21 protein-coding genes are annotated in these 24,150 nt (G+C 59.3%); 20 read left to right on the top strand and 1 reads right to left on the bottom strand.

Features of this window, described 5'->3' with window-relative positions; genetic code table 11:
• Positions 1-191 precede the first annotated feature (191 nt).
• From nusG to rpoC, 7 genes are all read left to right on the top strand, one after another.
• Positions 192-725 (top strand): transcription termination/antitermination protein NusG, encoded by a 534-nt coding sequence (nusG, locus tag NANH_RS0111785; RefSeq protein ID WP_027262226.1) that lies wholly within the window; start codon positions 192-194, stop codon positions 723-725.
• A gap of 142 nt (positions 726-867) precedes the next feature.
• Entirely contained in the window at positions 868-1,293 is a 426-nt protein-coding gene (rplK, locus tag NANH_RS0111780) for a 50S ribosomal protein L11 (RefSeq protein ID WP_027262225.1), read from the top strand.
• Between the two features lies 1 nt (position 1,294).
• On the top strand, positions 1,295-1,993 hold the full coding sequence (rplA, locus tag NANH_RS0111775; RefSeq protein WP_027262224.1) for a 50S ribosomal protein L1: 699 nt from the start codon (positions 1,295-1,297) through the stop codon (positions 1,991-1,993).
• Between the two features lie 239 nt (positions 1,994-2,232).
• Positions 2,233-2,748 (top strand): 50S ribosomal protein L10, encoded by a 516-nt coding sequence (gene rplJ / locus NANH_RS0111770; RefSeq protein WP_027262223.1) that lies wholly within the window; start codon positions 2,233-2,235, stop codon positions 2,746-2,748.
• A 74-nt stretch (positions 2,749-2,822) separates the two neighbouring features.
• On the top strand, positions 2,823-3,197 hold the full coding sequence (rplL, locus tag NANH_RS0111765; protein ID WP_027262222.1) for a 50S ribosomal protein L7/L12: 375 nt from the start codon (positions 2,823-2,825) through the stop codon (positions 3,195-3,197).
• A 246-nt stretch (positions 3,198-3,443) separates the two neighbouring features.
• Positions 3,444-7,577 carry a DNA-directed RNA polymerase subunit beta gene (rpoB, locus tag NANH_RS0111760; RefSeq protein WP_027262221.1) on the top strand — a complete coding sequence of 1,378 codons (4,134 nt, stop codon included), beginning with the start codon at positions 3,444-3,446 and terminating at the stop codon, positions 7,575-7,577.
• A gap of 49 nt (positions 7,578-7,626) precedes the next feature.
• Positions 7,627-11,868: a DNA-directed RNA polymerase subunit beta' gene (gene rpoC / locus NANH_RS0111755; RefSeq protein WP_027262220.1), complete on the top strand. Its 4,242-nt coding sequence runs from the start codon at positions 7,627-7,629 to the stop codon at positions 11,866-11,868.
• Positions 11,869-12,452: 584 nt separating this feature from the next.
• Here the strand turns inward: rpoC and NANH_RS0111750 are convergent.
• On the bottom strand, positions 12,453-13,412 hold the full coding sequence (locus tag NANH_RS0111750) for a putative rhamnosyl transferase (RefSeq protein ID WP_322786802.1): 960 nt from the start codon (positions 13,410-13,412) through the stop codon (positions 12,453-12,455).
• A 110-nt stretch (positions 13,413-13,522) separates the two neighbouring features.
• Between NANH_RS0111750 and NANH_RS0111745 the strand changes: the two genes are divergently transcribed.
• The 13 genes from NANH_RS0111745 to rpsC all read left to right on the top strand — a co-directional run bounded on the left by NANH_RS0111745 (position 13,523) and on the right by rpsC (position 24,141).
• On the top strand, positions 13,523-15,088 hold the full coding sequence (locus NANH_RS0111745) for a DUF1254 domain-containing protein (RefSeq protein WP_211237089.1): 1,566 nt from the start codon (positions 13,523-13,525) through the stop codon (positions 15,086-15,088).
• Positions 15,089-15,399: 311 nt separating this feature from the next.
• Complete coding sequence (gene rpsL, locus NANH_RS0111740) at positions 15,400-15,771, top strand: 30S ribosomal protein S12 (protein WP_007118826.1); 372 nt, start codon at positions 15,400-15,402, stop codon at positions 15,769-15,771.
• Positions 15,772-15,783: 12 nt separating this feature from the next.
• Positions 15,784-16,254 (top strand): 30S ribosomal protein S7, encoded by a 471-nt coding sequence (gene rpsG, locus NANH_RS0111735; protein WP_027262217.1) that lies wholly within the window; start codon positions 15,784-15,786, stop codon positions 16,252-16,254.
• A gap of 20 nt (positions 16,255-16,274) precedes the next feature.
• Complete coding sequence (fusA, locus tag NANH_RS0111730; RefSeq protein WP_027262216.1) at positions 16,275-18,392, top strand: elongation factor G; 2,118 nt, start codon at positions 16,275-16,277, stop codon at positions 18,390-18,392.
• 84 nt (positions 18,393-18,476) lie between these two features.
• A complete protein-coding gene (gene tuf, locus NANH_RS0111725) occupies positions 18,477-19,652 on the top strand; it encodes an elongation factor Tu (protein WP_027261828.1) in 1,176 nt (391 codons plus the stop codon).
• 158 nt (positions 19,653-19,810) lie between these two features.
• On the top strand, positions 19,811-20,125 hold the full coding sequence (gene rpsJ / locus NANH_RS0111720; protein ID WP_008756422.1) for a 30S ribosomal protein S10: 315 nt from the start codon (positions 19,811-19,813) through the stop codon (positions 20,123-20,125).
• A 16-nt stretch (positions 20,126-20,141) separates the two neighbouring features.
• A complete protein-coding gene (gene rplC, locus NANH_RS0111715) occupies positions 20,142-20,867 on the top strand; it encodes a 50S ribosomal protein L3 (RefSeq protein ID WP_027262215.1) in 726 nt (241 codons plus the stop codon).
• Positions 20,864-21,481 carry a 50S ribosomal protein L4 gene (gene rplD / locus NANH_RS0111710; RefSeq protein ID WP_027262214.1) on the top strand — a complete coding sequence of 206 codons (618 nt, stop codon included), beginning with the start codon at positions 20,864-20,866 and terminating at the stop codon, positions 21,479-21,481. Before rplC ends, rplD begins: the two co-directional genes overlap by 4 nt.
• Positions 21,478-21,774, top strand: a complete 297-nt coding sequence (locus NANH_RS0111705) for a 50S ribosomal protein L23 (RefSeq protein ID WP_027262213.1) — start codon at positions 21,478-21,480, stop codon at positions 21,772-21,774. The genes rplD and NANH_RS0111705 overlap by 4 nt, the downstream gene beginning before the upstream one ends.
• Before the next feature lie 151 nt (positions 21,775-21,925).
• Positions 21,926-22,768 carry a 50S ribosomal protein L2 gene (gene rplB / locus NANH_RS0111700; protein WP_027262212.1) on the top strand — a complete coding sequence of 281 codons (843 nt, stop codon included), beginning with the start codon at positions 21,926-21,928 and terminating at the stop codon, positions 22,766-22,768.
• Between the two features lie 3 nt (positions 22,769-22,771).
• Entirely contained in the window at positions 22,772-23,050 is a 279-nt protein-coding gene (gene rpsS / locus NANH_RS0111695) for a 30S ribosomal protein S19 (RefSeq protein ID WP_027262211.1), read from the top strand.
• A 3-nt stretch (positions 23,051-23,053) separates the two neighbouring features.
• A complete protein-coding gene (gene rplV / locus NANH_RS0111690) occupies positions 23,054-23,434 on the top strand; it encodes a 50S ribosomal protein L22 (protein WP_036049772.1) in 381 nt (126 codons plus the stop codon).
• Positions 23,434-24,141, top strand: coding sequence for a 30S ribosomal protein S3 (gene rpsC / locus NANH_RS0111685; protein ID WP_027262209.1), 708 nt, complete (start codon positions 23,434-23,436; stop codon positions 24,139-24,141). Before rplV ends, rpsC begins: the two co-directional genes overlap by 1 nt.
• Positions 24,142-24,150 lie beyond the last annotated feature (9 nt).

Raw genomic sequence — 24,150 nt, 5'->3', positions numbered from 1 at the left:
ATTCGGCGTGAGGCCCCTTGCACAATTGGCGATTGGCGGTTAGGTGACGCCCAACCTTGGATAATGGCGTGCGGCGATTCGTGTTGCGCGCCGATTTTTATTACGGGGTAGGCGGGACAACCGTTTGAAAGATTTAGAGATATCGGCGAACGCGTAGTGGCGGGCCGGGCAGGACAAGGACGGCAAGCTTCATGGCGAAACGGTGGTACTCGGTCAGTGTTCTCTCGAACTTCGAGAAAAAGATCGCCGAACAAATCCGTACTTCGGCCGCCGAGCACGGTCTCGAGGACGAGATAGACGAAGTTCTGGTGCCGACCGAAGAGGTGATTGAGGTCCGTCGGGGCAAGAAGGTTACGACCGAGCGCCGGTTCATGCCGGGGTACGTTCTGGTGCATATGGAAATGTCGGATCAGGGCTATCACCTGATCAACTCGATCAATCGGGTCACCGGCTTTCTGGGGCCGCAGGGTCGGCCGATGCCGATGCGGGATGCTGAACTGAACGCGATTATGAATCGTGTGCAGGAAGGCGAAGAGGCACCGCGCACCCTGGTCCACTATGAAGTGGGCGAGAAGGTCAAGGTCAACGATGGCCCGTTTGAAGATTTCGACGGCATGATCGAGCAAGTGGACGACGACAACCAGCGCCTGAAGGTGTCGGTGTCGATCTTCGGCCGCGAAACCCCGGTCGAACTGGAATTCACTCAGGTCACCAAGCAGATCTGAGTGTACGGCGGGCCTTGCCCGTCGGCGGCAGGCAACTGCCGCTTTACTGTGGGAGGCGAGGGCGTCGCGATGCCCGAACCGGACCACAACGACAAAAACCTGATGGGCGCGCCCTGACGGTGTTGGAAAAAGGAGAAGGCCAATGGCCAAGAAACTCGTTGGCAGCATGAAGCTGCAGGTGCCCGCCGGGCAAGCGAACCCGTCGCCCCCCGTTGGGCCGGCTCTGGGTCAGCGCGGCATCAACATCATGGAATTCTGCAAGGCGTTCAACGCCAAGACCGCAGACATGGAGCCGGGTGCCCCTTGCCCGACCGTGATCACCTACTATCAGGACAAGTCCTTTACCATGGACATCAAGACGCCCCCGGCGTCCTTTTACCTGAAGAAGGCGGCCAAGCTGAAATCCGGTGCCAAGACGCCGTCGCGCGAAATCGTCGGCTCGGTGACTGCTGCGCAGGTCAAGGAAATCGCCGAAGCGAAAATGAAGGATCTGAACGCCAACGATATCGAAGGCGCTATGCAGATCATCCTGGGCTCTGCCCGGTCCATGGGCATTGAGGTGAAGTAAGATGGCAAAGCTTGGAAAACGCACCCGCGCTGCGCGCGAAGCTTTCGCCGGCAAGGACAATCTGTCGGTTGAAGAGGCCGTTGCCCTGGTCAAAAGCAATGCCAACGCGAAATTCGACGAAACCGTCGAGCTGGCCATGAATCTGGGTGTTGATCCGCGTCACGCTGACCAGATGGTTCGCGGCGTAGTCGGTTTGCCCAATGGCACCGGAAAGACCGTGCGCGTTGCCGTGTTTGCCCGTGGCCCCAAGGCCGAAGAAGCGCAGGCTGCCGGTGCCGACATCGTCGGTGCTGAAGATCTGATGGAGATCGTGCAGGGTGGCAAGATCGAGTTCGATCGCTGTATTGCGACCCCCGACATGATGCCGGTCGTTGGCCGTCTGGGCAAGGTTCTGGGCCCGCGTAACCTGATGCCGAACCCCAAGGTTGGTACGGTGACCATGGACGTGGCTGCCGCCGTCGCGGCCGCCAAAGGCGGGGAAGTTCAGTTCAAGGCCGAAAAAGCCGGTGTGGTTCATGCGGGTGTCGGCAAGGCCTCGTTTGACGAAGCCAAGCTGGTCGAAAATGTCCGCGCCTTTATCGGTGCTGTCGCCAGGGCCAAGCCGGCCGGTGCCAAGGGGACGTATATGAAGAAGATCTTCATCACCTCGACCATGGGCCCGGGCGTCAGCATCGACGTGGGCAATGCAACCGGCGAATAAGGCCGGCATACAGAATTTGGGGCTTTGGCCTCAGATGGCAGGGCCAGTTTATCGGCCCTGTTCTGTCCGAGACGGAGGGTTCGGGGCTCGCCCTGAATAATTCCTTCCCGAGATGGGAAACGAGACATTCTGCACCTTCGGGTGGTTTTGGCTCGGGACCCTGAAATTGGACCCGATGCCCCGGTATCGCCGGGGTGAAGTGAGAGCCGGGGGGAAACCCCCATACTTGGAGTGAAACTGTGGATAGAGCCCAGAAAGAGAAAGTGGTCGAGGAACTCGGCCAGATCTTTGAAAGCTCTGGCGTCGTCGTGGTAAGCCACTACGTCGGACTGACAGTTGCTGAGATGCAGGACCTGCGCGCGCGTGCACGCGAAGCGGGTGGGTCTGTGCGTGTTGCCAAGAACAGGCTCGCCAAGATCGCCCTTGAGGGTAAGCCGTGTGAATCCATCACATCGCTCCTGACGGGCATGACCGTTCTGACCTATTCCGAGGACCCAGTGGCAGCAGCCAAGGTGGCCGAGGATTTCGCCAAGGAAAACAAGAAGTTTGAGATTCTTGGCGGCGCAATGGGTGAGAATGCGTTGGACCGGGCCGGTGTTCAGGCCGTGTCGAAAATGCCGTCGCGCGAGGAGCTTATCGCTACCATCGCAGGCATGATCGGTGCGCCCGCAAGCAACATCGCCGGTGCCATTGGCGCACCTGCAAGCAACATCGCGTCCATCTTGTCCACCATCGAGGACAAGGCGGCCGCCTGAGCAACGTAAAGTCCGGCACGTGATTGACACGCGTCGTTGGAACACACGAACTGTAAACGGAAAGAGCTGATACAATGGCTGATCTGAAGAAACTGGCAGAAGAGATCGTTGGTCTGACCCTGCTTGAAGCACAAGAACTGAAAACCATCCTCAAGGATGAATACGGCATCGAGCCCGCTGCTGGCGGCGCTGTCATGATGGCCGGTCCTGCTGACGCCGGTGGCGCAGCCGAGGAAGAGCAAACCGAATTCGACGTCGTTCTGAAGAACGCCGGCGGTTCGAAAATCAACGTGATCAAAGAAGTTCGCGGTCTCACCGGTCTGGGCCTGAAAGAAGCCAAGGACCTGGTCGAAGCCGGCGGCAAGATCAAAGAAGGCGTCTCGAAAGAAGAAGCCGAAGACGTCAAAGCCAAGCTGGAAGCAGCTGGCGCAGAAGTCGAAGTGGCCTAAGCCGCTCGGTGGGTTTTCCCACCATGCAAATTTGGCTGGACCTGGAGAAATCCGGGTCCAGCCGAACCTGTCTTAGAAAGGGCTTTGATAGACAAAGCGTTTTCTAAGGCGTGGTTCACGGGATCGGGAGGCTGCCATTCGGGACGGCGGCCATGAATTGATCCGAACGCGCTGTCTCGTATGGGCAGGGAGCCGAGGCCCGACGGCATCCTTGACCGGTGAGAAATTCGAAAGGTGACACCTGACATGGCTCAATCGTTCCTTGGCCAGAAACGTCTGCGTAAATATTATGGCAAAATCCGCGAAGTGCTGGAAATGCCGAATCTGATCGAGGTTCAGAAATCCTCGTATGATTTGTTCCTGCGCTCCGGCGATTCCCCTCAGCCGCTGGACGGTGAGGGTATCAAAGGCGTGTTCCAATCGGTCTTTCCGATCAAGGACTTCAACGAAACCAGCGTGCTGGAATTCGTGAGCTACGACTTGGAAAAGCCCAAGTATGACGTCGAAGAGTGCATGCAGCGCGACATGACCTACAGCGCGCCGCTCAAGGTGACGCTGCGGCTGATTGTGTTTGATATCGACGAAGATACCGGTGCCAAATCGGTCAAGGACATCAAGGAACAGGACGTTTTCATGGGCGACATGCCCCTGATGACACCGAACGGCACCTTTGTTGTCAATGGCACCGAACGTGTGATCGTGTCCCAGATGCACCGTTCGCCGGGCGTTTTCTTCGATCACGACAAGGGCAAGACCCACAGTTCGGGTAAGCTGCTGTTTGCCTGTCGCATCATCCCGTATCGCGGCAGCTGGCTGGATTTCGAGTTCGACGCCAAAGACATCGTCTTTGCCCGTATCGATCGCCGCCGCAAGCTGCCGGTGACGACGCTGCTGTATGCGCTGGGGCTGGACCAGGAAGGCATCATGGATGCCTATTACGAAACCATTTCCTACAAGCTGGAAAAGAACAAGGGCTGGGTCACCCCGTTCTTCCCTCAGCGTGCGCGCGGTACGCGTCCGACCTATGATCTGGTGGATGCCAAGACCGGCGAGATCATCGCCGAAGCGGGCAAGAAGGTAACACCGCGGGCGGTGAAAAAGCTGATCGACGAGGGCGCGGTCACCGAACTGCTGGTGCCGTTCGAGCACATCGTCGGCAAGTTTGTCGCCAAGGATATCATCAACGAGGAAACCGGCGCGATCTATGTCGAGGCCGGCGACGAGCTGACGCTGGAATATGACAAGGACGGCGACCTGATCGGCGGCACCGCGAAAGAGCTGATCGACGCGGGCATCACCGATATCCCGGTTCTGGACATCGACAACATCAACGTCGGTCCCTATATGCGCAACACGATGGCGATGGACAAGAACATGAACCGCGACACCGCGCTCATGGATATCTATCGCGTGATGCGTCCGGGCGAGCCACCCACGGTCGAAGCCGCGAGCGCGTTATTTGACACGCTGTTCTTTGACAGCGAGCGCTATGATCTGTCCGCGGTTGGCCGGGTCAAGATGAACATGCGCCTGGCTCTGGATGCCGAGGACACCCAGCGCACGCTGCGCCGCGAAGACATCGTTGCCTGTATCAAGGCGCTGGTGGGATTGCGCGACGGCAAGGGCGACATCGACGATATCGACCATTTGGGCAACCGCCGCGTGCGTTCTGTCGGCGAGCTGATGGAGAACCAGTATCGCGTTGGCCTGCTGCGCATGGAGCGCGCCATCAAAGAGCGCATGTCCAGTGTCGAGATCGACACCGTAATGCCGCAGGATCTGATCAACGCCAAACCGGCCGCTGCCGCTGTGCGCGAGTTCTTTGGGTCCAGCCAGCTGAGCCAGTTCATGGACCAGACCAACCCGCTCTCCGAAGTGACGCACAAACGCCGCCTTTCGGCGCTTGGGCCAGGCGGTCTGACCCGCGAACGGGCGGGTTTTGAGGTGCGTGACGTGCACCCGACCCACTATGGCCGGATGTGCCCGATCGAAACGCCGGAAGGACCCAACATCGGCCTGATCAACTCGCTGGCCACCTTTGCGCGCGTCAACAAATATGGCTTTATCGAAACGCCATATCGTGTGGTCAAAAACGCCCATGTCACGGACGAAGTGCACTACATGTCCGCGACCGAGGAAATGCGCCACACCGTTGCGCAGGCCAATGCGACGTTGGACGAGAACGGCGATTTCATCAACGATCTGGTCAGCACGCGCCAGTCGGGCGACTATACGCTCGCACCGCGTGAAAACGTGGATCTGATCGACGTCAGCCCGAAACAGCTGGTCTCGGTCGCGGCCTCGCTGATTCCGTTCCTGGAAAACGACGACGCCAACCGCGCCCTGATGGGATCGAACATGCAACGTCAGGCGGTTCCGCTGTTGCGGGCCGAGGCACCGCTGGTCGGCACCGGCATCGAGGAAGTGGTCGCGCGCGACTCTGGCGCTGCGATCATGGCGAAACGCGCGGGCATCATCGACCAGGTCGACGCTCAGCGGATCGTGATCCGCGCCACCGAGGATCTGGAGTTGGGCGACGCGGGTGTGGACATCTACCGCATGCGCAAGTTCCAGCGGTCGAACCAGAACACCTGCATCAACCAACGTCCACTGATCAAGGTGGGCGATACGGTGATGAAGGGTGAGGTGATCGCCGATGGTCCGTCCACTGACATCGGTGAACTGGCCCTGGGCAAGAACGTGGTCGTCGCCTTCATGCCGTGGAACGGCTATAACTATGAAGACTCGATCCTGATTTCCGAGCGGATCGCGCAGGACGATGTGTTTACCTCGATCCATATCGAGGAATTCGAAGTCGCGGCGCGCGACACCAAGCTGGGTCCGGAGGAAATCACCCGCGATATCCCGAACGTCGGCGAAGAAGCCCTGCGTAATCTCGACGAAGCTGGCATCGTCTATATCGGTGCGGACGTCGAACCGGGCGATATTCTGGTGGGCAAGATCACCCCCAAGGGCGAGAGCCCGATGACGCCGGAAGAAAAGCTGCTGCGCGCCATCTTCGGTGAAAAGGCCAGCGACGTGCGCGATACATCGCTGCGGGTCAAACCGGGCGATTTCGGTACCGTGGTCGAAGTGCGTGTGTTCAACCGCCATGGTGTGGAAAAGGACGAACGTGCGCTGCAGATCGAGCGCGAAGAGGTCGAAAGCCTGGCCCGTGACCGCGACGACGAACTGGCGATCCTGGACCGCAACATCTATGCCCGTCTCAAGACGATGATCCTGGGAAAGACCGCGGTAAAGGGTCCCAAGGGCATCAAGGCGGGATCGGAGATCACCGAGGACCTGCTGGCGACGCTGACCCGTGGGCAGTGGTGGCAACTGGCCCTGGGCGAAGAGTCCGATGCGCAGATTGTCGAGGCCCTGCACGAACAGTACGAGGCGCAGAAACGTGCCCTGGATGCCCGTTTCGAGGACAAGGTCGAAAAAGTTCGCCGCGGCGACGACCTGCCGCCGGGCGTGATGAAGATGGTCAAGGTGTTCGTGGCGGTCAAGCGCAAGCTGCAGCCGGGCGACAAGATGGCCGGACGTCACGGCAACAAGGGGGTGATTTCCAAGGTTGTACCGATGGAGGACATGCCTTTCCTTGCGGATGGTACGCCAGTCGATTTCTGCCTGAACCCGCTGGGTGTGCCGAGCCGGATGAACGTTGGTCAGATTCTGGAAACCCATATGGGCTGGGCCGCGCGCGGTCTGGGCGTCAATATCGACGAGGCGTTGCAGGACTATCGCCGCTCGGGCGACCTCACTCCGGTGCGCGAGGCGATGAAACTGGCCTATGGCGATGATGTCTATGACGAGGGCATCAGCACCATGGATGAGGATCTGCTGGTCGAAGCGGCGGGCAATGTCACCCGCGGTGTGCCGATCGCAACGCCGGTGTTTGACGGTGCCAAAGAGGCGGATGTCAACAACGCGCTGACCCGCGCCGGGTTTGACACCTCGGGTCAGTCGGTGCTGTACGATGGCCGCACCGGCGAGCAGTTTGCGCGCCCAGTGACCGTCGGTGTCAAGTACCTGCTGAAGCTGCACCACCTGGTGGACGACAAGATCCACGCGCGTTCGACCGGACCATACAGCCTGGTGACCCAGCAACCGCTGGGCGGCAAGGCGCAGTTCGGTGGACAGCGGTTTGGGGAAATGGAGGTCTGGGCGCTGGAAGCCTATGGTGCCGCCTATACCCTGCAGGAAATGCTGACCGTGAAATCGGACGACGTTGCCGGACGGACCAAGGTCTATGAAAGCATCGTCAAGGGCGAGGACAACTTTGAAGCCGGCGTGCCGGAAAGCTTCAACGTTCTGGTCAAAGAAGTCCGGGGCCTCGGCCTGAACATGGAACTCCTGGATGCGGAGGAAGAGTAGGGGCGGTCTCGCCCCACACTCATCCCATCCCAATTTGTAAGGACGCAAAATGAACCAGGAACTGACAAACAACCCGTTTAATCCCGTGGCGCCGGTCAAGACCTTTGACGAGATCAAGGTGTCGCTGGCCAGCCCCGAGCGCATCCTGTCTTGGTCGTATGGCGAGATCAAGAAACCGGAAACCATCAACTACCGTACGTTCAAGCCCGAGCGTGACGGTCTGTTCTGCGCGCGTATCTTCGGTCCGATCAAGGACTACGAATGCCTGTGCGGCAAATACAAGCGCATGAAGTATCGCGGCGTCGTCTGCGAGAAATGCGGTGTCGAAGTCACGCTGCAAAAGGTGCGCCGCGAGCGCATGGGCCATATCGAACTGGCCAGCCCGGTTGCACATATCTGGTTCCTGAAATCGCTGCCGTCGCGCATCGGTCTGATGCTGGACATGACCCTGCGCGATCTCGAGCGGGTGCTGTATTTCGAAAACTATGTGGTGATCGAACCCGGTCTGACCGATCTGACCTATGGCCAGATGATGACCGAAGAAGAATTCATGGATGCCCAGGACGCCTATGGCATGGACGCTTTCACAGCCAATATCGGTGCTGAAGCGATCCGCGAAATGCTGGCGGCCATCGATCTTGAGCAAGAGGCCGAAACCCTGCGCGCCGATCTGAAAGAGGCGACAGGCGAGCTGAAGCCCAAGAAGATCATCAAGCGTCTGAAAGTGGTGGAATCCTTCCTGGAATCCGGCAACCGTCCGGAATGGATGGTGCTGACCGTGATTCCGGTCATTCCGCCGGAACTGCGCCCGCTGGTGCCGCTGGACGGTGGCCGGTTCGCGACCTCGGATCTGAACGATCTGTATCGCCGCGTAATCAACCGGAACAACCGCCTGAAACGCCTGATCGAGCTGCGCGCGCCTGACATCATCGTGCGCAACGAAAAGCGGATGTTGCAGGAATCCGTCGATGCGCTGTTTGACAACGGCCGCCGCGGCCGCGTGATCACCGGCGCCAACAAACGCCCGCTGAAATCGCTGTCGGACATGCTGAAAGGCAAGCAGGGCCGCTTCCGTCAGAACCTTTTGGGCAAGCGCGTCGATTTCTCGGGTCGTTCGGTCATCGTGACCGGTCCGGAACTGAAGCTGCATCAATGCGGGCTGCCGAAAAAGATGGCGCTCGAACTGTTCAAGCCGTTCATCTACAGCCGGCTCGAGGCCAAGGGCCTGTCCAGCACCGTGAAGCAGGCCAAGAAACTGGTCGAAAAGGAACGTCCCGAGGTCTGGGATATCCTGGATGAGGTGATCCGCGAACACCCCGTCATGCTGAACCGGGCACCGACGCTGCACCGTCTGGGCATTCAGGCGTTCGAACCCGTTCTGATCGAAGGCAAGGCGATTCAGCTGCACCCGCTGGTCTGTTCCGCCTTCAACGCCGACTTTGACGGCGACCAGATGGCCGTGCACGTCCCGCTGAGCCTTGAGGCACAGCTGGAAGCGCGGGTTCTGATGATGTCGACCAACAACGTTCTATCGCCCGCCAACGGGGCGCCGATCATCGTGCCGTCGCAGGATATGATCCTGGGGCTGTACTATGTGACGCTGGCTCGCGAGGGCATGAAGGGCGAAGGCAAGGTCTTTGGCTCCATCGACGAGGTCCAGCATGCGCTGGACGCGGGCGAGGTGCATCTGCACACCAAGATCACCGCACGCATCACCCAGATCGACGACGAAGGCAACGAGGTTCTCAAGCGCTTTGAAACCACGCCGGGCCGGGTGCGTCTGGGGGCATTGCTGCCGCTGAACGCCAAAGCTCCGTTTGAGCTGGTCAACCGTCTGCTGCGCAAGAAAGAGGTGCAGCAGGTGATCGACACCGTCTATCGCTATTGCGGTCAGAAAGAGTCGGTTATCTTCTGCGACCAGATCATGACCATGGGCTTCCGCGAGGCATTCAAGGCCGGGATATCCTTTGGCAAGGACGACATGGTGATTCCGGACAGCAAATGGCCCATCGTCGAGGAAACCCGTGGGCAGGTGAAGGATTTCGAACAACAGTACATGGATGGCCTGATTACCCAGGGCGAAAAGTACAACAAGGTTGTCGATGCATGGTCCAAGTGTAACGACCGCGTCACCGAAGCGATGATGAGCAATATCTCTGACAGTGGCCGCGACGAGGCGGGCACGGAACGAGAACCCAACAGTGTCTACATGATGGCGCACTCCGGTGCGCGGGGCTCGGTCACGCAGATGAAACAGCTGGGCGGGATGCGCGGCCTGATGGCCAAGCCGAACGGCGACATCATCGAGACGCCGATCATCTCGAACTTCAAGGAAGGCCTGACCGTTCTTGAATACTTTAACTCGACCCACGGTGCCCGTAAGGGTCTGTCCGACACCGCTCTTAAGACCGCGAACTCGGGTTACTTGACCCGCCGCCTGGTGGACGTGGCGCAGGACTGTATCGTGCGCATGAAAGATTGCGGCACGGACACCGCAATCACGGCGGAACCTGCGGTGAACGATGGCGAGGTGGTTGCCACACTTGGCGAGCGTGTGCTGGGCCGTGTTGCAGCCGAGGATATCCTCCGCCCCGGTACCGAAGAGGTGCTGGTGGGGCTTGGCGATCTGATCGACGAGCGCATGGCCGATGCCATCGAAGAGGCCGGCGTGACCTCGGCACGTATCCGCAGCCCGCTGACCTGCGAGGCTGAAGAAGGCGTCTGTGCCATGTGTTATGGTCGTGACCTGGCGCGCGGTACGTTGGTCAACCAGGGCGAAGCGGTGGGCATCATAGCCGCGCAGTCGATCGGTGAACCCGGCACGCAGTTGACGATGCGGACCTTCCACATCGGCGGCGTTGCGCAGGGTGGTCAACAGTCGTTCATGGAAGCCAGCCAGGAAGGCAAGGTTTCCTTCGACAACGAGCAGACCCTGGAAAATTCGGCCGGTGAAGTGCTGGTGGTTGGGCGAAACATGAAGCTGATCATCCAGGATGCCAACGGCGACGAGCGCGCCAGCCACAAGCTGGCGTACGGCTCCAAGCTGTTCGTCAAGACGGGTGCCATGGTCAAGTTCGGCGACAAGCTGTTCGAATGGGATCCTTACACTCTTCCGATCATCGCGGAAAAGTCCGGTACCGCCAAATTCGTCGACCTGGTGTCCGGCATCGCAGTCAAGGACGAAACCGACGATGCCACCGGTATGACCCAGAAGATCGTGGTCGACTGGCGCGCCGCTCCCAAGGGCAACGACCTGAAGCCCGAAATCATCCTGGTGGGTGCCGATGGCGAACCGGTGCGCAACGATGCGGGCAACCCGGTGACCTATCCGATGTCCGTGGACGCGGTCCTGTCCGTCGAGGAAGGGGCCGAGGTTCAGACCGGCGACGTTGTTGCGCGTATCCCGCGCGAAGGGTCCAAGACCAAGGATATCACCGGTGGTCTGCCGCGTGTGGCGGAACTGTTCGAAGCCCGTCGCCCCAAGGATCATGCGATCATCGCCGAAATCGATGGTTATGTGCGCTTTGGCCGCGACTACAAGAACAAGCGCCGCATCAGCATCGAACCTGCGGACGATGCGCTGGAACCGTCAGAATACATGGTGCCCAAGGGCAAGCATATTCCGGTGCAAGAAGGCGACTTTATCCAGAAGGGCGATTACATCATGGACGGCAACCCGGCGCCGCATGACATCCTGGCGATCATGGGTGTCGAGGCGCTGGCCGATTACATGATTAACGAGGTGCAAGAGGTCTATCGTCTGCAAGGCGTAAAGATCAACGACAAGCACATCGAGGTGATCGTGCGCCAGATGCTGCAGAAGTGGGAGATCCAGGACAGCGGCGACACCACGCTGCTCAAGGGGGAACACGTTGACAAGCAGGAGTTTGACCACGCCAACGAAAAGGCGCTGGCCAAGAACGGTCGTCCGGCACAGGGCGAACCGATCCTGCTGGGTATTACCAAGGCGTCGCTGCAAACCCGTAGCTTCATCTCGGCGGCGTCGTTCCAGGAGACCACACGGGTTCTGACCGAGGCATCGGTGCAGGGCAAGAAAGACAAGCTGGTCGGCCTAAAAGAGAACGTCATCGTCGGCCGTCTGATCCCGGCCGGAACCGGTGGGGCCACCCAGCAGGTCCGCCGTGTGGCTACCGAGCGCGATAATGTGGTGATCGAAGCGCGCCGCGAAGAGGCCGAGGCCGCTGCGGCCCTGGCTGCGCCCACCGAAGAAGATATCATCGGTGGTGATGTGTTCAGCGATATGGCGGAAACACCGGAAAGCCGCGACTGAGCCTGTTAGCTTATGTCGGGCGGCCTTTGCCCCGCGCCGAAAGGCGCGGGGTTTTCTTGTTTTCGGGTGTTCGGAGGCGGTTGAAGCCCCTTGGGAGATCGCCGAAGAATGCCTTGCACACAGCACGGGCGGCACAGTGGAACGATCCTACAAGCGAACGGATTTTCTGGAGCGGCGGCGTGAACTGATGCAACGCTGGGCTGATTTCGCGGAGCTAAATTGAAAACGCCGAGGCACTGGGATCGGGCAATTGAATCGGAAGCTAAATCTTACCAGGCAACTGTGAAGTTGGCGTTGGAGGGTAAATCTTATGAAGAAATCGTCTGCTATTTCAAGAGCTTGAAGCGAAACAAAAAGAAGATCTTGCAACGAACCTCCCCGTATGTCGATCCCGCCAGATTGCTATGTAACTGGATCGAAAGACAAGAAAGCAGCGAGGATACACTGAAACCGGGCGCGACGGGTAACGCCGTGGCGGGTCTTTGGCGACTGGCCCGATAAACCGACCCCGCTGGGAGCGGCTATCGTGGCCTGCACAGGGGGCTCTTTTACGCCTGTGCCGCGGACACCGGGCGGTGCGGTGCTTACAATGGGGCTGAGAAGACACGGCGGACATGGTCCGTGTCGATGCCATAGGTCATTTGAAACAGCAGCTCCCCATCGGCATCCAAAGGGGTCAGGCGCACTGGTTTGATCCCCGGCCCCTGCCGCGAATCGTTATAGTCGTTGTGTCCACGCAGCATCATGTCTTCGCCGGTGAAGGTAACGGTGGGCATGGATTTGCAGACCGAGTGGTGGCCGAAATTCATCACGCTCATCGATACGTTGGGCCGGAACATCAGTGCGAGTCCTGCGGTCCAATAGGGGGTCTGAATCGGTTTCGCGGCGATGCCTGCCGGGCCGGGGCGCGCGATGTAACCCTGATTGAAGTCGATGGCGATATGCCGGTTCTCACGCAGTAGTCCGGCAACGTCGTTCGCGGCCCTGCGCAGCTTGTGCACATAGGAAAACGCCACCGCGTCATCGTCGTCCAACCGGAATTGCAGGCAGGGTTCGGAGCCTTTCTGGCGCACCGAGTTGATCGCGTCCTGCATTACAACCCGGTGCCGCCCGGGCGGATGCGACTGAATCACCACCTGTGGAATGTCCGCAACCAGCGCCTGCAGTCTTTCCCGGTGATTGCGTGGCAGACTCTCACCAATAACGACGAGGAAGGTGAAATCGGGATCAAACTGGGCACGGATGCCGGGCAGGGTGATACATTCAAAGAACCTGAACCGCTCTTCCAGCCGTTCAGGCGCATAGAGATAATCGATACGATCCTGCAGGCTGTCATGCTGGATCTGAAATCCGCCCAATCCGGGATAGGAAAACCGGCAAATTCCGATGACCTGCATGCTTGTTTCCGTTTCCTTGCACGAGTCGCCGGGACCCGATGATGCCTGCGCGACAGTCGCAGCGCCGCTGGCCGGATGCAAGATCGCCTTTTCCGGTGGACCGGGCAAATAGTCATCGGGGGATTTGAAGCGACAGGTGACTGGCATTGACAGTTCCGGGTTTCAATCTAGCTTGAAAGTTGTTTTCAACTTGGGATTTATTTATCATGAGATGTTCAACTCTAACTCTTTCGACGGTGGCATTCTGTGCGCTTGCAATGCCTGCCGCTGCGGAAGTGGACGCCGATGTTATTCGCGGGCTTTCCGCCCCGGACAGCATTGAGACGCGGATCGGAACGTTGGAGTTCAACAGGGGTGCGCCCACCGAGGCCACGGTTTCCGCGGCACGCGACGCCGTGGATTTTGCCCGCGCGCTGGAAGTCTACAATAACAGTTTCCGCGGTGCTTCGGCACTGGCGATCAAGAAGGGCCTTCAGGACGTCGGCGCCGAAAGCGGCGATATCGTCATTTTTTCCGAGTTGATGGATTCAGGCTCGCTGTTTCTGACCGCCAATGCGGATACCGTCTATTATCTGGGCTGGATCGATCTGTCGAAAGGACCGGTGGTTATCGACCAGCCAAGGGACGGGTTGGGTGCGCTGAATGACATGTGGTTCCAATGGGTCATAGACATTGGCAAACCGGGTCCGGATCGCGGTTTGGGTGGAAAATATCTAGTGGTCGGGCCGGATTATGACGGGCCTCTGCCAGAAGGTGGATATTTCGTCGCGCATGCCAAGACAAACCATGTCCTCTATGCCTTGCGCGCCTTTATCAAAGACGGCAACGATCCCAATCCGGCGGTTGCCAATATCAAGGACAACCTGAAGATCTATCCCTATGGCGAAGGCAGCTATGGCACGTCCATCGCGGAAGCCCTGAAAGGCAAGGTTCGCCTGGGCGCAGAGCCGCAAATTCCCGAAATGAAATTCATCGAGGGCAGCGGCGTTTCGTTCAACACGATCCCGCCCAGCGATTACGGGTTCTATGAACTTCTGAACGAAAACGTCCAGAACGAGCCGGCAACGAGCTATGATATGGAGTTGGCCGGACAGTATGCGGCCATCGGCATCGTTCATGGCAAGGCGTTCGCACCTGATGACCGGATGAAGAAAATCCTGACCGATGCCGCCGCAGCCGGGCAGGCCTATGGTCGCGCGCTGCAATGGGACTTTGCAACGCTTCATCCCGAGTGGGCCTATTACGAAGGCTCTGCATGGGGCAACATGTTGTTCGAAGGCGGGGCGCTGTTTGAAACACCTCCTCCGCTGTTTGAGAAGGGCATGTTCAAGCCGCTACCCGCAACCGGTGCCCGGACGCTGGATAGCCGTGCTGCGTTTTATTATGCCTACACGCTGGATAGTCCGGCCATGGTCATGCGTATCCCCGGGGTCGGATCGCAGTATCTGATGGGGTTCCTCGATTCCGAGATGCAACCGTTCGACGGGGCAAAAACCTACAAGGTGACCCTGCCCAAGGGGATCCCGGCGGCGGCGTTCTGGTCTTTTACGCTTTATGACACCCAGACACGATCGATGTTGCAAACACCGCAGAAATACCCACGCGCAGGCTCTCAGAGCTATCCATCTCCGGTAGCGACAGAGGCCGAAGACGGTTCCACAACGGTCTGGTTCAGCCCCCAGCAGCCGACCGGCGTGGACCGTGGCAATTGGATTCAGACCGATCCCGAGAAGGGCTGGTTCACGATTCTGCGCCTGTATAGCCCGCTGCCGTCGTTCTTTGACAAGTCCTGGCGACCTGGTGAAATCGAACCGGCTGAATAGGCTGAACCAGCCCGCCACCGGTGTTCCGCGAGATTCCCGGACATCGGTGGCGGGCTGTTGACACTGCCTGCGACTCCGCCTATACGCCCGCTATCTCGACAGTGGGGGTCGCCCCGTTTGTCGATTCCATACTGTAGTGGTCACGATCCGGGCACCTGACGCTCCGATCCTCTGGATACCCACCGCGACGTTCACCTCGGAATGGGAACGTTTGCGGTTTTTGCGCTTGCGGACGCGTAAGTTGCGATGAATTTGAACCGCACGCACATGCGTGCAGACACATGTGTTGATGAGACGGGGAAAGAACCTGAATGCCAACGATCCAACAGCTGATCCGCAAGCCGCGGCAGCCCAAAGTTAAGCGCTCGAAATCCATGCACCTGCAAGAATGCCCGCAAAAGCGCGGCGTCTGTACACGGGTTTACACCACCACGCCGAAAAAGCCGAACTCGGCCATGCGTAAGGTCGCCAAGGTGCGCCTGACCAACGGGTTCGAAGTGATTTCGTACATCCCGGGTGAAAGCCACAACCTTCAGGAACACTCGGTGGTTCTGATCCGCGGCGGTCGTGTAAAAGACCTTCCCGGTGTGCGTTACCACATCCTGCGTGGCGTTCTGGATACGCAAGGCGTCAAAGACCGTAAGCAACGCCGTTCGAAATATGGCGCCAAGCGTCCCAAATAAGGAGAGAGTGACATGTCACGTCGTCACGCCGCTGAAAAACGCGAAGTCCTGCCCGACGCCAAATTTGGCGACACGGTTCTGACCAAGTTCATGAACAACCTGATGATCGACGGCAAGAAATCTGTCGCCGAACGGATCGTCTATAACGCGATGGATCGCGTCGAGAGCAAGATCAAGCGCTCGCCGATCGAGGTGTTCCACGAAGCCCTGGATAACATCCAGCCCAGCGTCGAAGTCCGTTCGCGCCGCGTTGGTGGTGCCACCTATCAGGTGCCGGTCGAAGTCCGCCCCGAGCGCCGCGAAGCTCTGGCGATCCGCTGGCTGATCAAAGCCAGCCGCGCCCGCAACGAGAACACGATGGAAGAGCGCCTGGCCGGTGAACTGCTGGACGCGGTTCAATCGCGCGGCTCTGCCGTCAAGAAACGCGAAGACACCCACAAGATGGCCGAGGCGAACAAAGCCTTCAGCCATTACCGCTGGTAAACCCACAGAGGCTCAGACCCATGGCACGCGACTATCCGCTCGACCGCTACCGCAACTTTGGCATCATGGCCCATATCGATGCAGGCAAGACCACCTGCAGCGAACGGATCCTGTTTTACACCGGCAAATCCCACAACCTCGGTGAGGTGCACGACGGTGCCGCCACCATGGACTGGATGGAGCAGGAGCAGGAACGCGGCATCACCATCACGTCGGCTGCGACAACCACGTTCTGGGAACGCACCGAAGACGGCGTCACGCCCGACACCCCCAAGCACCGGATGAACATCATTGACACCCCCGGTCACGTGGACTTCACCATCGAAGTCGAACGTTCGCTGGCGGTTCTGGATGGCGCGGTTGCCGTGCTGGACGCCAATGCCGGTGTCGAGCCTCAGACGGAAACCGTCTGGCGTCAGGCCGATCGTTACAAGGTGCCGCGCATCGTGTTCGTCAACAAGATGGACAAGATCGGCGCTGACTTCTTCAACTGCGTCAAGATGATCAAGGACCGCACCGGTGCGATTCCCTGCCCGATCCAGATTCCGATCGGCGCAGAAACCGAACTGGAAGGCATGGTCGATCTGGTCACCATGGAAGAATGGGTCTGGGCCGGCGAAGATCTGGGTGCCTCCTGGGAAAAACGCCCGATCCGTGACAGCCTGAAGGATCAGGCTGAAGAATGGCGCGCCAATATGATCGAAGTCGCTGTCGAAATGGACGACGATGCGATGGAGGCCTATCTGGAGGGTGAAGAACCTGACGTGCCAACGTTGCGCCGCCTGATCCGCGCCGGAACGCTGGGGATCAAGTTCATCCCCGTGCTGTGTGGTTCGGCCTTCAAAAACAAGGGCGTTCAGCCGCTGTTGAACGCTGTGATCGACTATTTGCCCAGCCCGATGGACGTTGTCGACTACATGGGCTTTAAGCCCGGCGACGAAACCGAAACCCGCAACATCCCACGTCGCGCGGATGATGACATGGCGTTCTCGGGCCTTGCGTTCAAGATCATGAACGACCCGTTCGTTGGCTCGTTGACGTTCACGCGCATCTATTCCGGCAAGCTGAACAAGGGTGACACGCTGCTCAACTCGACCAAGGGCAAGAAAGAGCGCGTTGGCCGGATGATGATGATGCACTCCAACAACCGCGAGGAAATCACCGAAGCGTTTGCGGGCGACATCATCGCGCTGGCCGGTCTGAAGGATACCACAACCGGGGACACGCTCTGTGCGGTCAACGATCCTGTGGTGCTGGAAACCATGACCTTTCCGGATCCCGTTATCGAGATCGCGGTCGAGCCAAAGACCAAGGCCGACCAGGAGAAGATGTCTCAGGGTCTGGCCCGCCTGGCCGCCGAGGATCCTTCGTTCCGCGTCGAAACCGACATCGAGTCCGGTCAGACCATCATGAAGGGCATGGGCGAACTGCACCTGGACATTCTGGTGGATCGCCTGAAGCGCGAGTTCAAGGTCGAAGCCAACATCGGTGCACCGCAGGTGGCGTATCGCGAAACCATCGGTCACGAAGTCGAACATACCTATACCCACAAGAAACAGTCGGGTGGGTCGGGCCAGTTTGCCGAGGTGAAACTGATCATCTCGCCGACAGAGCCGGGCGAAGGCTATTCGTTCGAATCCAAGATTGTTGGTGGTGCGGTACCCAAGGAATACATTCCGGGTGTTGAAAAGGGCATCAAGTCCGTCATGGACAGCGGTCCCCTGGCTGGCTTCCCCGTGATCGACTTCAAGGTCGCTCTGATCGACGGCAAGTTCCACGACGTTGACTCCTCTGTGCTTGCGTTCGAAATCGCAGCGCGGATGGGTATGCGCGAAGGGATGCGCAAGGCCGGTGCCAAGATGCTGGAACCGATCATGAAGGTCGAAGTGATCACGCCTGAGGAATATACCGGTGGTATCATCGGCGACCTGACCAGCCGTCGCGGTCAGGTGACCGGGCAGGAAACCCGTGGCAATGCCATCGCGATCGACGCGATGGTGCCTCTGGCAAACATGTTCGGCTACATCAATACCCTGCGGTCGATGTCTTCGGGACGGGCGAACTTCTCGATGCAGTTCGATCACTATGATCCGGTTCCGCAGAATATCAGCGACGAGATCCAGGCCAAATTCGCATAACCGGGTGGCGGGGATATCCCCGCCCTACCCACCAACTGTAGGGCGGGGTCTCCCCGCCATCCGAAAGACAAAAGGAGACCTGTCATGGGTAAGGAAAAGTTTGAGCGTAACAAGCCGCACGTCAATATTGGCACGATTGGCCATGTTGACCACGGCAAGACGACGCTGACGGCTGCGATCACGAAGTATTTCGGCGATTTCAAGGCGTATGACCAGATCGACGGCGCGCCCGAAGAGAAGGCCCGCGGGATCACCATCTCGACCGCGCATGTGGAATACGAGACCGAGAACCGTCACTATGCGCATGTGGACTGCCCCGGCCACGCGGACTATGTGAAGAACATGATTACCGGTGCGGCGCAGATGGACGGTGCGATCCTGGTGGTGAACGCCGCAGACGGCCCGATGCCCCAGACCCGCGAGCACATCCTGCTGGGCCGCCAGGTCGGCATCCCGACCATGGTGGTCTACATGAACAAGGTCGATCAGGTCGACGACGAGGAACTGCTGGAACTGGTCGAGATGGAGATCCGCGAGCTGCTGAGCAGCTACGAGTATCCCGGCGACGACATCCCGGTCATCCCCGGCTCGGCTCTGGCGGCGATGAACGGCACCGACGATGAAATCGGCGAGCAGTCGATCCGCAAGCTGATGGCCGCCGTCGACGAGTGGATCCCGACCCCCGAGCGGGCCGTGGACCAGCCGTTCCTGATGCCGATCGAGGACGTGTTCTCGATCTCGGGTCGCGGTACGGTTGTGACGGGGCGTGTCGAACGTGGCGTGATCAACGTGGGCGACAGCATCGAGATTGTCGGCATCCGCGACACCAAGACCACCACCTGCACCGGTGTCGAAATGTTCCGCAAGCTGCTGGACCGGGGCGAAGCCGGCGACAACATCGGCGCGCTGCTGCGCGGTGTCGACCGCGAAGGTGTCGAGCGCGGCCAGGTGCTGTGCAAGCCGGGTTCGGTCAAGCCGCACACCAAGTTCGAAGCCGAAGCCTATATCCTGACCAAGGAAGAAGGTGGCCGTCACACGCCGTTCTTCGCCAACTACCGCCCGCAGTTCTACTTCCGCACCACGGACGTGACCGGCACGGTTGAACTGGCCGAGGGCACCGAGATGGTGATGCCGGGCGACAACGTCAGCTTTGGCGTCGAACTGATCGCGCCGATCGCGATGGAACAGGGCCTGCGCTTTGCCATCCGCGAAGGCGGCCGCACCGTCGGCGCGGGCGTCGTCTCCAAAATCCTCGACTAAGCTCTTGAGGATTGGTTCCGGGCGCGTTATGCGCCCCGGATCACACTTACGATTTGACCTATGGGCGGGAGTCGATCCCGCCCTTCGGGTTCGAAGAGGGCTGGTGGAATGAGCCACCGGTCGTCCTATCAACTCCAAAGCCTTGAAAGGCTGACGAAATGCAAAGCCAAAACATTCGCATTCGGCTGAAAGCTTTCGATTACCGTGTCCTGGATGCCAGCACGCAGGAAATCGTGAACACAGCCAAGCGGACGGGTGCCAACGTACGTGGCCCGATCCCGCTGCCCAACAAGATCGAGAAATTCACCGTTCTGCGTGGTCCCCACGTCGACAAGAAATCCCGTGACCAGTTTGAAATCCGCACGCATAAGCGCCTGCTGGATATCGTTGATCCGACTCCCCAGACCGTGGACGCGCTGATGAAGCTCGACCTGGCCGCTGGTGTGGACGTCGAGATCAAGCTGCAATCGTAATCGGAGGGTAATGAATATGCGCTCTGGTATTATCGCAAAGAAAGTCGGCATGACCCGGCTGTTCATGGAAGACGGCAAGCAGATCCCTGTGACCGTATTGCAATTGGACGGTCTGCAGGTCGTGGCGCAACGCACCGCCGACAAGGACGGGTACACCGCTGTTCAGCTGGGTGCCGGTTCGGCCAAGGTCAAACGCACCAGCCAGGCCATGCGCGGGCACTTTGCTGCGGCAAAGGTGGAACCCAAGCGCAAAGTCGCCGAGTTCCGCGTATCCGAAGACAACCTGATTGGTGTCGGCGAGGAAATCTCGGCAGAACATTTCCTGGAAGGCCAGAAGGTCGACGTGTCCGGCACCTCGATCGGTAAGGGCTTTCAGGGTGCGATGAAGCGCCACAACTTTGGCGGTCTGCGGGCCAGCCACGGTGTGTCGATCAGCCACCGTAGCCACGGTTCGACCGGTCAGTGTCAGGATCCGGGCAAGGTCTTCAAAGGTAAGAAGATGGCCGGCCACATGGGCGCAGCCCGCGTGACCACTCAGAACCTGGAAGTCGTCAAGACCGACGCTGACCGTGGTCTGGTTTTCATCAAGGGCGCCGTTCCCGGCTCCAAGGGTGGCTGGGTCACTGTCAAGGACGCGGTCAAGAAAAAGCTGCCTGATGGCGTGCCGTTTCCGGCAGGTTTGAAAGCAGCCGCAACCGAAGCACCCGCGGCAGAAGCGCCTGCGGAAGGTGGTGAAGCATGAAACTTGATGTAATCAAACTGGACGGCGGCAAGGCCGGCGACATCGAGCTGAACGCCGAACTGTTCGGGCTGGAGCCGCGCGCGGATATCCTGCACCGTTTGGTCCGCTGGCAGCGCAACAATGCGCAGGCCGGAACCCACAAGGTCAAGACCCGTTCCGAAGTGAGCTACTCGACCAAGAAGATCTATCGTCAGAAGGGCACCGGTGGCGCACGCCACGGCGCGCGTTCGGCTCCGATCTTCCGAGGCGGTGGTGTGTACAAGGGTCCGACCCCGCGCAGCCATGGCCACGAGTTGACCAAAAAGTTCCGCAAACTGGGCCTGCGCCATGCGCTGTCGGCCAAGGCAAAAGCGGGTGAACTGGTCATCATCGAGGACGCAACCGCCGAAGGCAAAACCGCCGCTCTGGCCAAGCAGATCAAGAATCTGGGCTGGAAACGCGCGCTGATCATTGACGGTGTTGCCGTCAACGAAGGCTTTGCCAAGGCCGCCCGCAACATCGAAGGTCTGGATATCCTGCCGACGATGGGCGCAAACGTCTATGACATCCTCAAGCGTGACACCCTGGTGATCACCAAGGCGGGGATCGAAGCACTGGAGGCTCGGTTGAAATGAGCGCGAAGGCAGAACATTACGACGTGATCCGCAAGCCGATCATCACCGAAAAGGCCACAATGGCGTCTGAAAATGGCGCGGTGGTGTTTGAAGTGGCGATCGACAGCAACAAGCCGCAGATCAAAGAAGCCGTTGAATCCCTGTTCGGCGTCAAGGTCAAGGCGGTCAACACCACGATCACCAAAGGCAAGGCGAAACGGTTCCGTGGCCAGTTGGGCAAGCGCAAAGACGTCAAGAAGGCGTATGTGACCCTGGAAGAGGGAAACACTATCGACGTGACCACCGGTCTCTGATAGGACGCCACGAATCTGGTCCGGCCCCGGTTTTTCCGGGGCCATGGCCTTTTTAGAACGGGGACCTTCGGGGCCCTATACCATGGGCACCTGCGGGGGCCTGAACACAGAGGCGGAGAAATCCGCCGTAGCTTAACGGAAGACAGAAAGCATGGCACTCAAGTCGTATAAACCGACGACGCCAGGCCAGCGTGGGCTGGTGCTGATCGACCGTTCGGAGCTTTGGAAAGGACGTCCGGTCAAATCGCTCACTGAGGGTTTGACCAAGCATGGCGGCCGGAACAACACCGGACGGATTACAATGCGTCGCAAAGGCGGTGGGGCAAAGCGCCTTTACCGTATTGTGGATTTCAAACGGAACAAGCTGGATATGTCCGCTGTCGTGGCGCGTATCGAATATGACCCGAACCGGACCGCATTTATCGCGCTGATCCAGTACGAAGACGGCGAGCAGGCCTATATCCTGGCACCGCAGCGTCTGGCTGTGGGCGACAAGGTGATCGCATCGACCAAGGCCGATATCAAGCCGGGCAACGCGATGCCGTTCTCAGGCATGCCCATCGGTACCATTGTCCACAACATCGAGATGAAGCCCGGCAAGGGCGGTCAGATCGCGCGCGCTGCAGGCACCTATGCCCAGTTCGTCGGTCGCGATGGTGGCTACGCTCAGGTCCGCCTGTCCTCGGGCGAGCTGCGTCTGGTGCGTCAGGAGTGCATGGCCACCGTCGGTGCCGTGTCCAACCCCGACAACAGCAACCAGAACTTTGGTAAAGCTGGCCGCATGCGTCACAAGGGCATTCGTCCGTCCGTGCGTGGCGTGGTCATGAACCCGATCGATCACCCGCATGGCGGTGGTGAGGGTCGGACCTCGGGTGGCCGTCATCCGGTGACCCCATGGGGCAAGCCGACAAAGGGTGCCCGCACCCGGAACAAGAACAAAGCGTCCAGCAAGCTGATCATCCGCTCGCGGCACGCCAAGAAGAAGGGACGCTGATAGATGTCTCGCTCTGTTTGGAAAGGTCCTTTTGTCGACGCATATGTGTTGAAAAAGGCCGAGGCGGCCCGCGAAAGCGGCCGCAGCGAAGTTATCAAGATCTGGTCGCGCCGCTCGACGATCCTGCCCCAGTTCGTGGGCCTGACGTTTGGCGTCTACAACGGCAAGAAACATATCCCCGTCAACGTCTCGGAAGACATGATCGGTCAGAAGTTCGGTGAGTATTCGCCGACCCGCACCTATTATGGTCACGCTGCGGACAAGAAAGCGAAGCGGAAGTAAGTCATGGGCAAGGAAAAGAACCCCCGCCGCGTGGCAGATAACGAAGCAATGGCAAAACTGCGCATGCTCCGGACCTCGCCGCAGAAACTGAACCTGGTTGCCGCACTGATCCGTGGTAAGAAAGTCGATCGTGCTCTGACCGATCTGACCTTCAGCAATAAGCGGATCGCCGAGGATGTGAAGAAGTGTCTTCAGTCCGCGATTGCCAATGCCGAGAACAACCACAACCTGGACGTCGATGAACTGATCGTCGCCGAGGCTTATGTGGGCAAGAACATGACGCTGAAGCGCGGACGCCCCCGGGCCCGTGGCCGGTTCGGCAAGATCATGAAGCCGTTCTCGGAGCTGACCATCAAAGTGCGCCAAGTTGAGGAACAAGCCTAATGGGTAACAAAGTCAATCCGATTGGCATGCGCCTGCAGGTGAACCGCACCTGGGACAGCCGCTGGTATGCCGACACCAAGGATTACGGGAACCTTCTGCTGGAAGACCTGAAAATCCGCGATTTCATCAAGGATGAGTGCAAGCAGGCCGGCATCAGCCGAGTGATCATCGAGCGCCCGCACAAGAAGTGCCGCGTCACGATCCACACGGCCCGCCCCGGGGTCATCATTGGCAAGAAAGGCGCGGACATCGAAGGTCTGCGCAAGAAGATCGCCAACATGACCGACAGCGAGCTGCACCTGAACATCGTCGAAGTGCGCAAGCCGGAACTGGATGCGGCGCTGGTGGGTGAATCCATCGCGCAGCAGCTGGAACGTCGTGTGTCCTTCCGTCGTGCGATGAAACGTGCGGTTCAGAACGCCATGCGCATGGGTGCCCTGGGTATCCGGGTCAACCTGGCCGGACGTCTGGGCGGTGCCGAAATCGCGCGGACCGAATGGTATCGCGAAGGCCGCGTGCCTCTGCACACCCTGCGTGCCGACATCGACTACGCCCATGTGGAAGCCAAGACCGCCTACGGGATCATCGGGATCAAGACCTGGATCTTCAAAGGCGAGATCATGGAACACGATCCGGGTGCGCGTGACCGCAAGGCACAGGAACTCCAGGACGGACCGGCCCCACGTGGCGCCGGCGGCCGCCGGTAAGGGAGAGAA

The organism is Sedimentitalea nanhaiensis DSM 24252 (assembly GCF_000473225.1).
Taxonomy (GTDB): Bacteria; Pseudomonadota; Alphaproteobacteria; order Rhodobacterales; family Rhodobacteraceae; genus Sedimentitalea; species Sedimentitalea nanhaiensis.
Note: the sequence above shows the minus strand (reverse complement) of the source record. Positions and strands in the feature narration are given on the sequence as shown.

Coding starts and splice junctions, on each gene's coding strand:
- nusG (WP_027262226.1), top strand. CDS start 192: ATGGCGAAACGGTGGTACTCGGTCAGTGTTCTCTCGAACTTCGAGAAA.
- rplK (WP_027262225.1), top strand. CDS start 868: ATGGCCAAGAAACTCGTTGGCAGCATGAAGCTGCAGGTGCCCGCCGGG.
- rplA (WP_027262224.1), top strand. CDS start 1,295: ATGGCAAAGCTTGGAAAACGCACCCGCGCTGCGCGCGAAGCTTTCGCC.
- rplL (WP_027262222.1), top strand. CDS start 2,823: ATGGCTGATCTGAAGAAACTGGCAGAAGAGATCGTTGGTCTGACCCTG.
- rpoB (WP_027262221.1), top strand. CDS start 3,444: ATGGCTCAATCGTTCCTTGGCCAGAAACGTCTGCGTAAATATTATGGC.
- rpoC (WP_027262220.1), top strand. CDS start 7,627: ATGAACCAGGAACTGACAAACAACCCGTTTAATCCCGTGGCGCCGGTC.
- NANH_RS0111750 (WP_322786802.1), bottom strand. CDS start 13,412: ATGCCAGTCACCTGTCGCTTCAAATCCCCCGATGACTATTTGCCCGGT.
- NANH_RS0111745 (WP_211237089.1), top strand. CDS start 13,523: ATGCCTGCCGCTGCGGAAGTGGACGCCGATGTTATTCGCGGGCTTTCC.
- rpsL (WP_007118826.1), top strand. CDS start 15,400: ATGCCAACGATCCAACAGCTGATCCGCAAGCCGCGGCAGCCCAAAGTT.
- rpsG (WP_027262217.1), top strand. CDS start 15,784: ATGTCACGTCGTCACGCCGCTGAAAAACGCGAAGTCCTGCCCGACGCC.
- fusA (WP_027262216.1), top strand. CDS start 16,275: ATGGCACGCGACTATCCGCTCGACCGCTACCGCAACTTTGGCATCATG.
- tuf (WP_027261828.1), top strand. CDS start 18,477: ATGGGTAAGGAAAAGTTTGAGCGTAACAAGCCGCACGTCAATATTGGC.
- rpsJ (WP_008756422.1), top strand. CDS start 19,811: ATGCAAAGCCAAAACATTCGCATTCGGCTGAAAGCTTTCGATTACCGT.
- rplC (WP_027262215.1), top strand. CDS start 20,142: ATGCGCTCTGGTATTATCGCAAAGAAAGTCGGCATGACCCGGCTGTTC.
- rplD (WP_027262214.1), top strand. CDS start 20,864: ATGAAACTTGATGTAATCAAACTGGACGGCGGCAAGGCCGGCGACATC.
- NANH_RS0111705 (WP_027262213.1), top strand. CDS start 21,478: ATGAGCGCGAAGGCAGAACATTACGACGTGATCCGCAAGCCGATCATC.
- rplB (WP_027262212.1), top strand. CDS start 21,926: ATGGCACTCAAGTCGTATAAACCGACGACGCCAGGCCAGCGTGGGCTG.
- rpsS (WP_027262211.1), top strand. CDS start 22,772: ATGTCTCGCTCTGTTTGGAAAGGTCCTTTTGTCGACGCATATGTGTTG.
- rplV (WP_036049772.1), top strand. CDS start 23,054: ATGGGCAAGGAAAAGAACCCCCGCCGCGTGGCAGATAACGAAGCAATG.
- rpsC (WP_027262209.1), top strand. CDS start 23,434: ATGGGTAACAAAGTCAATCCGATTGGCATGCGCCTGCAGGTGAACCGC.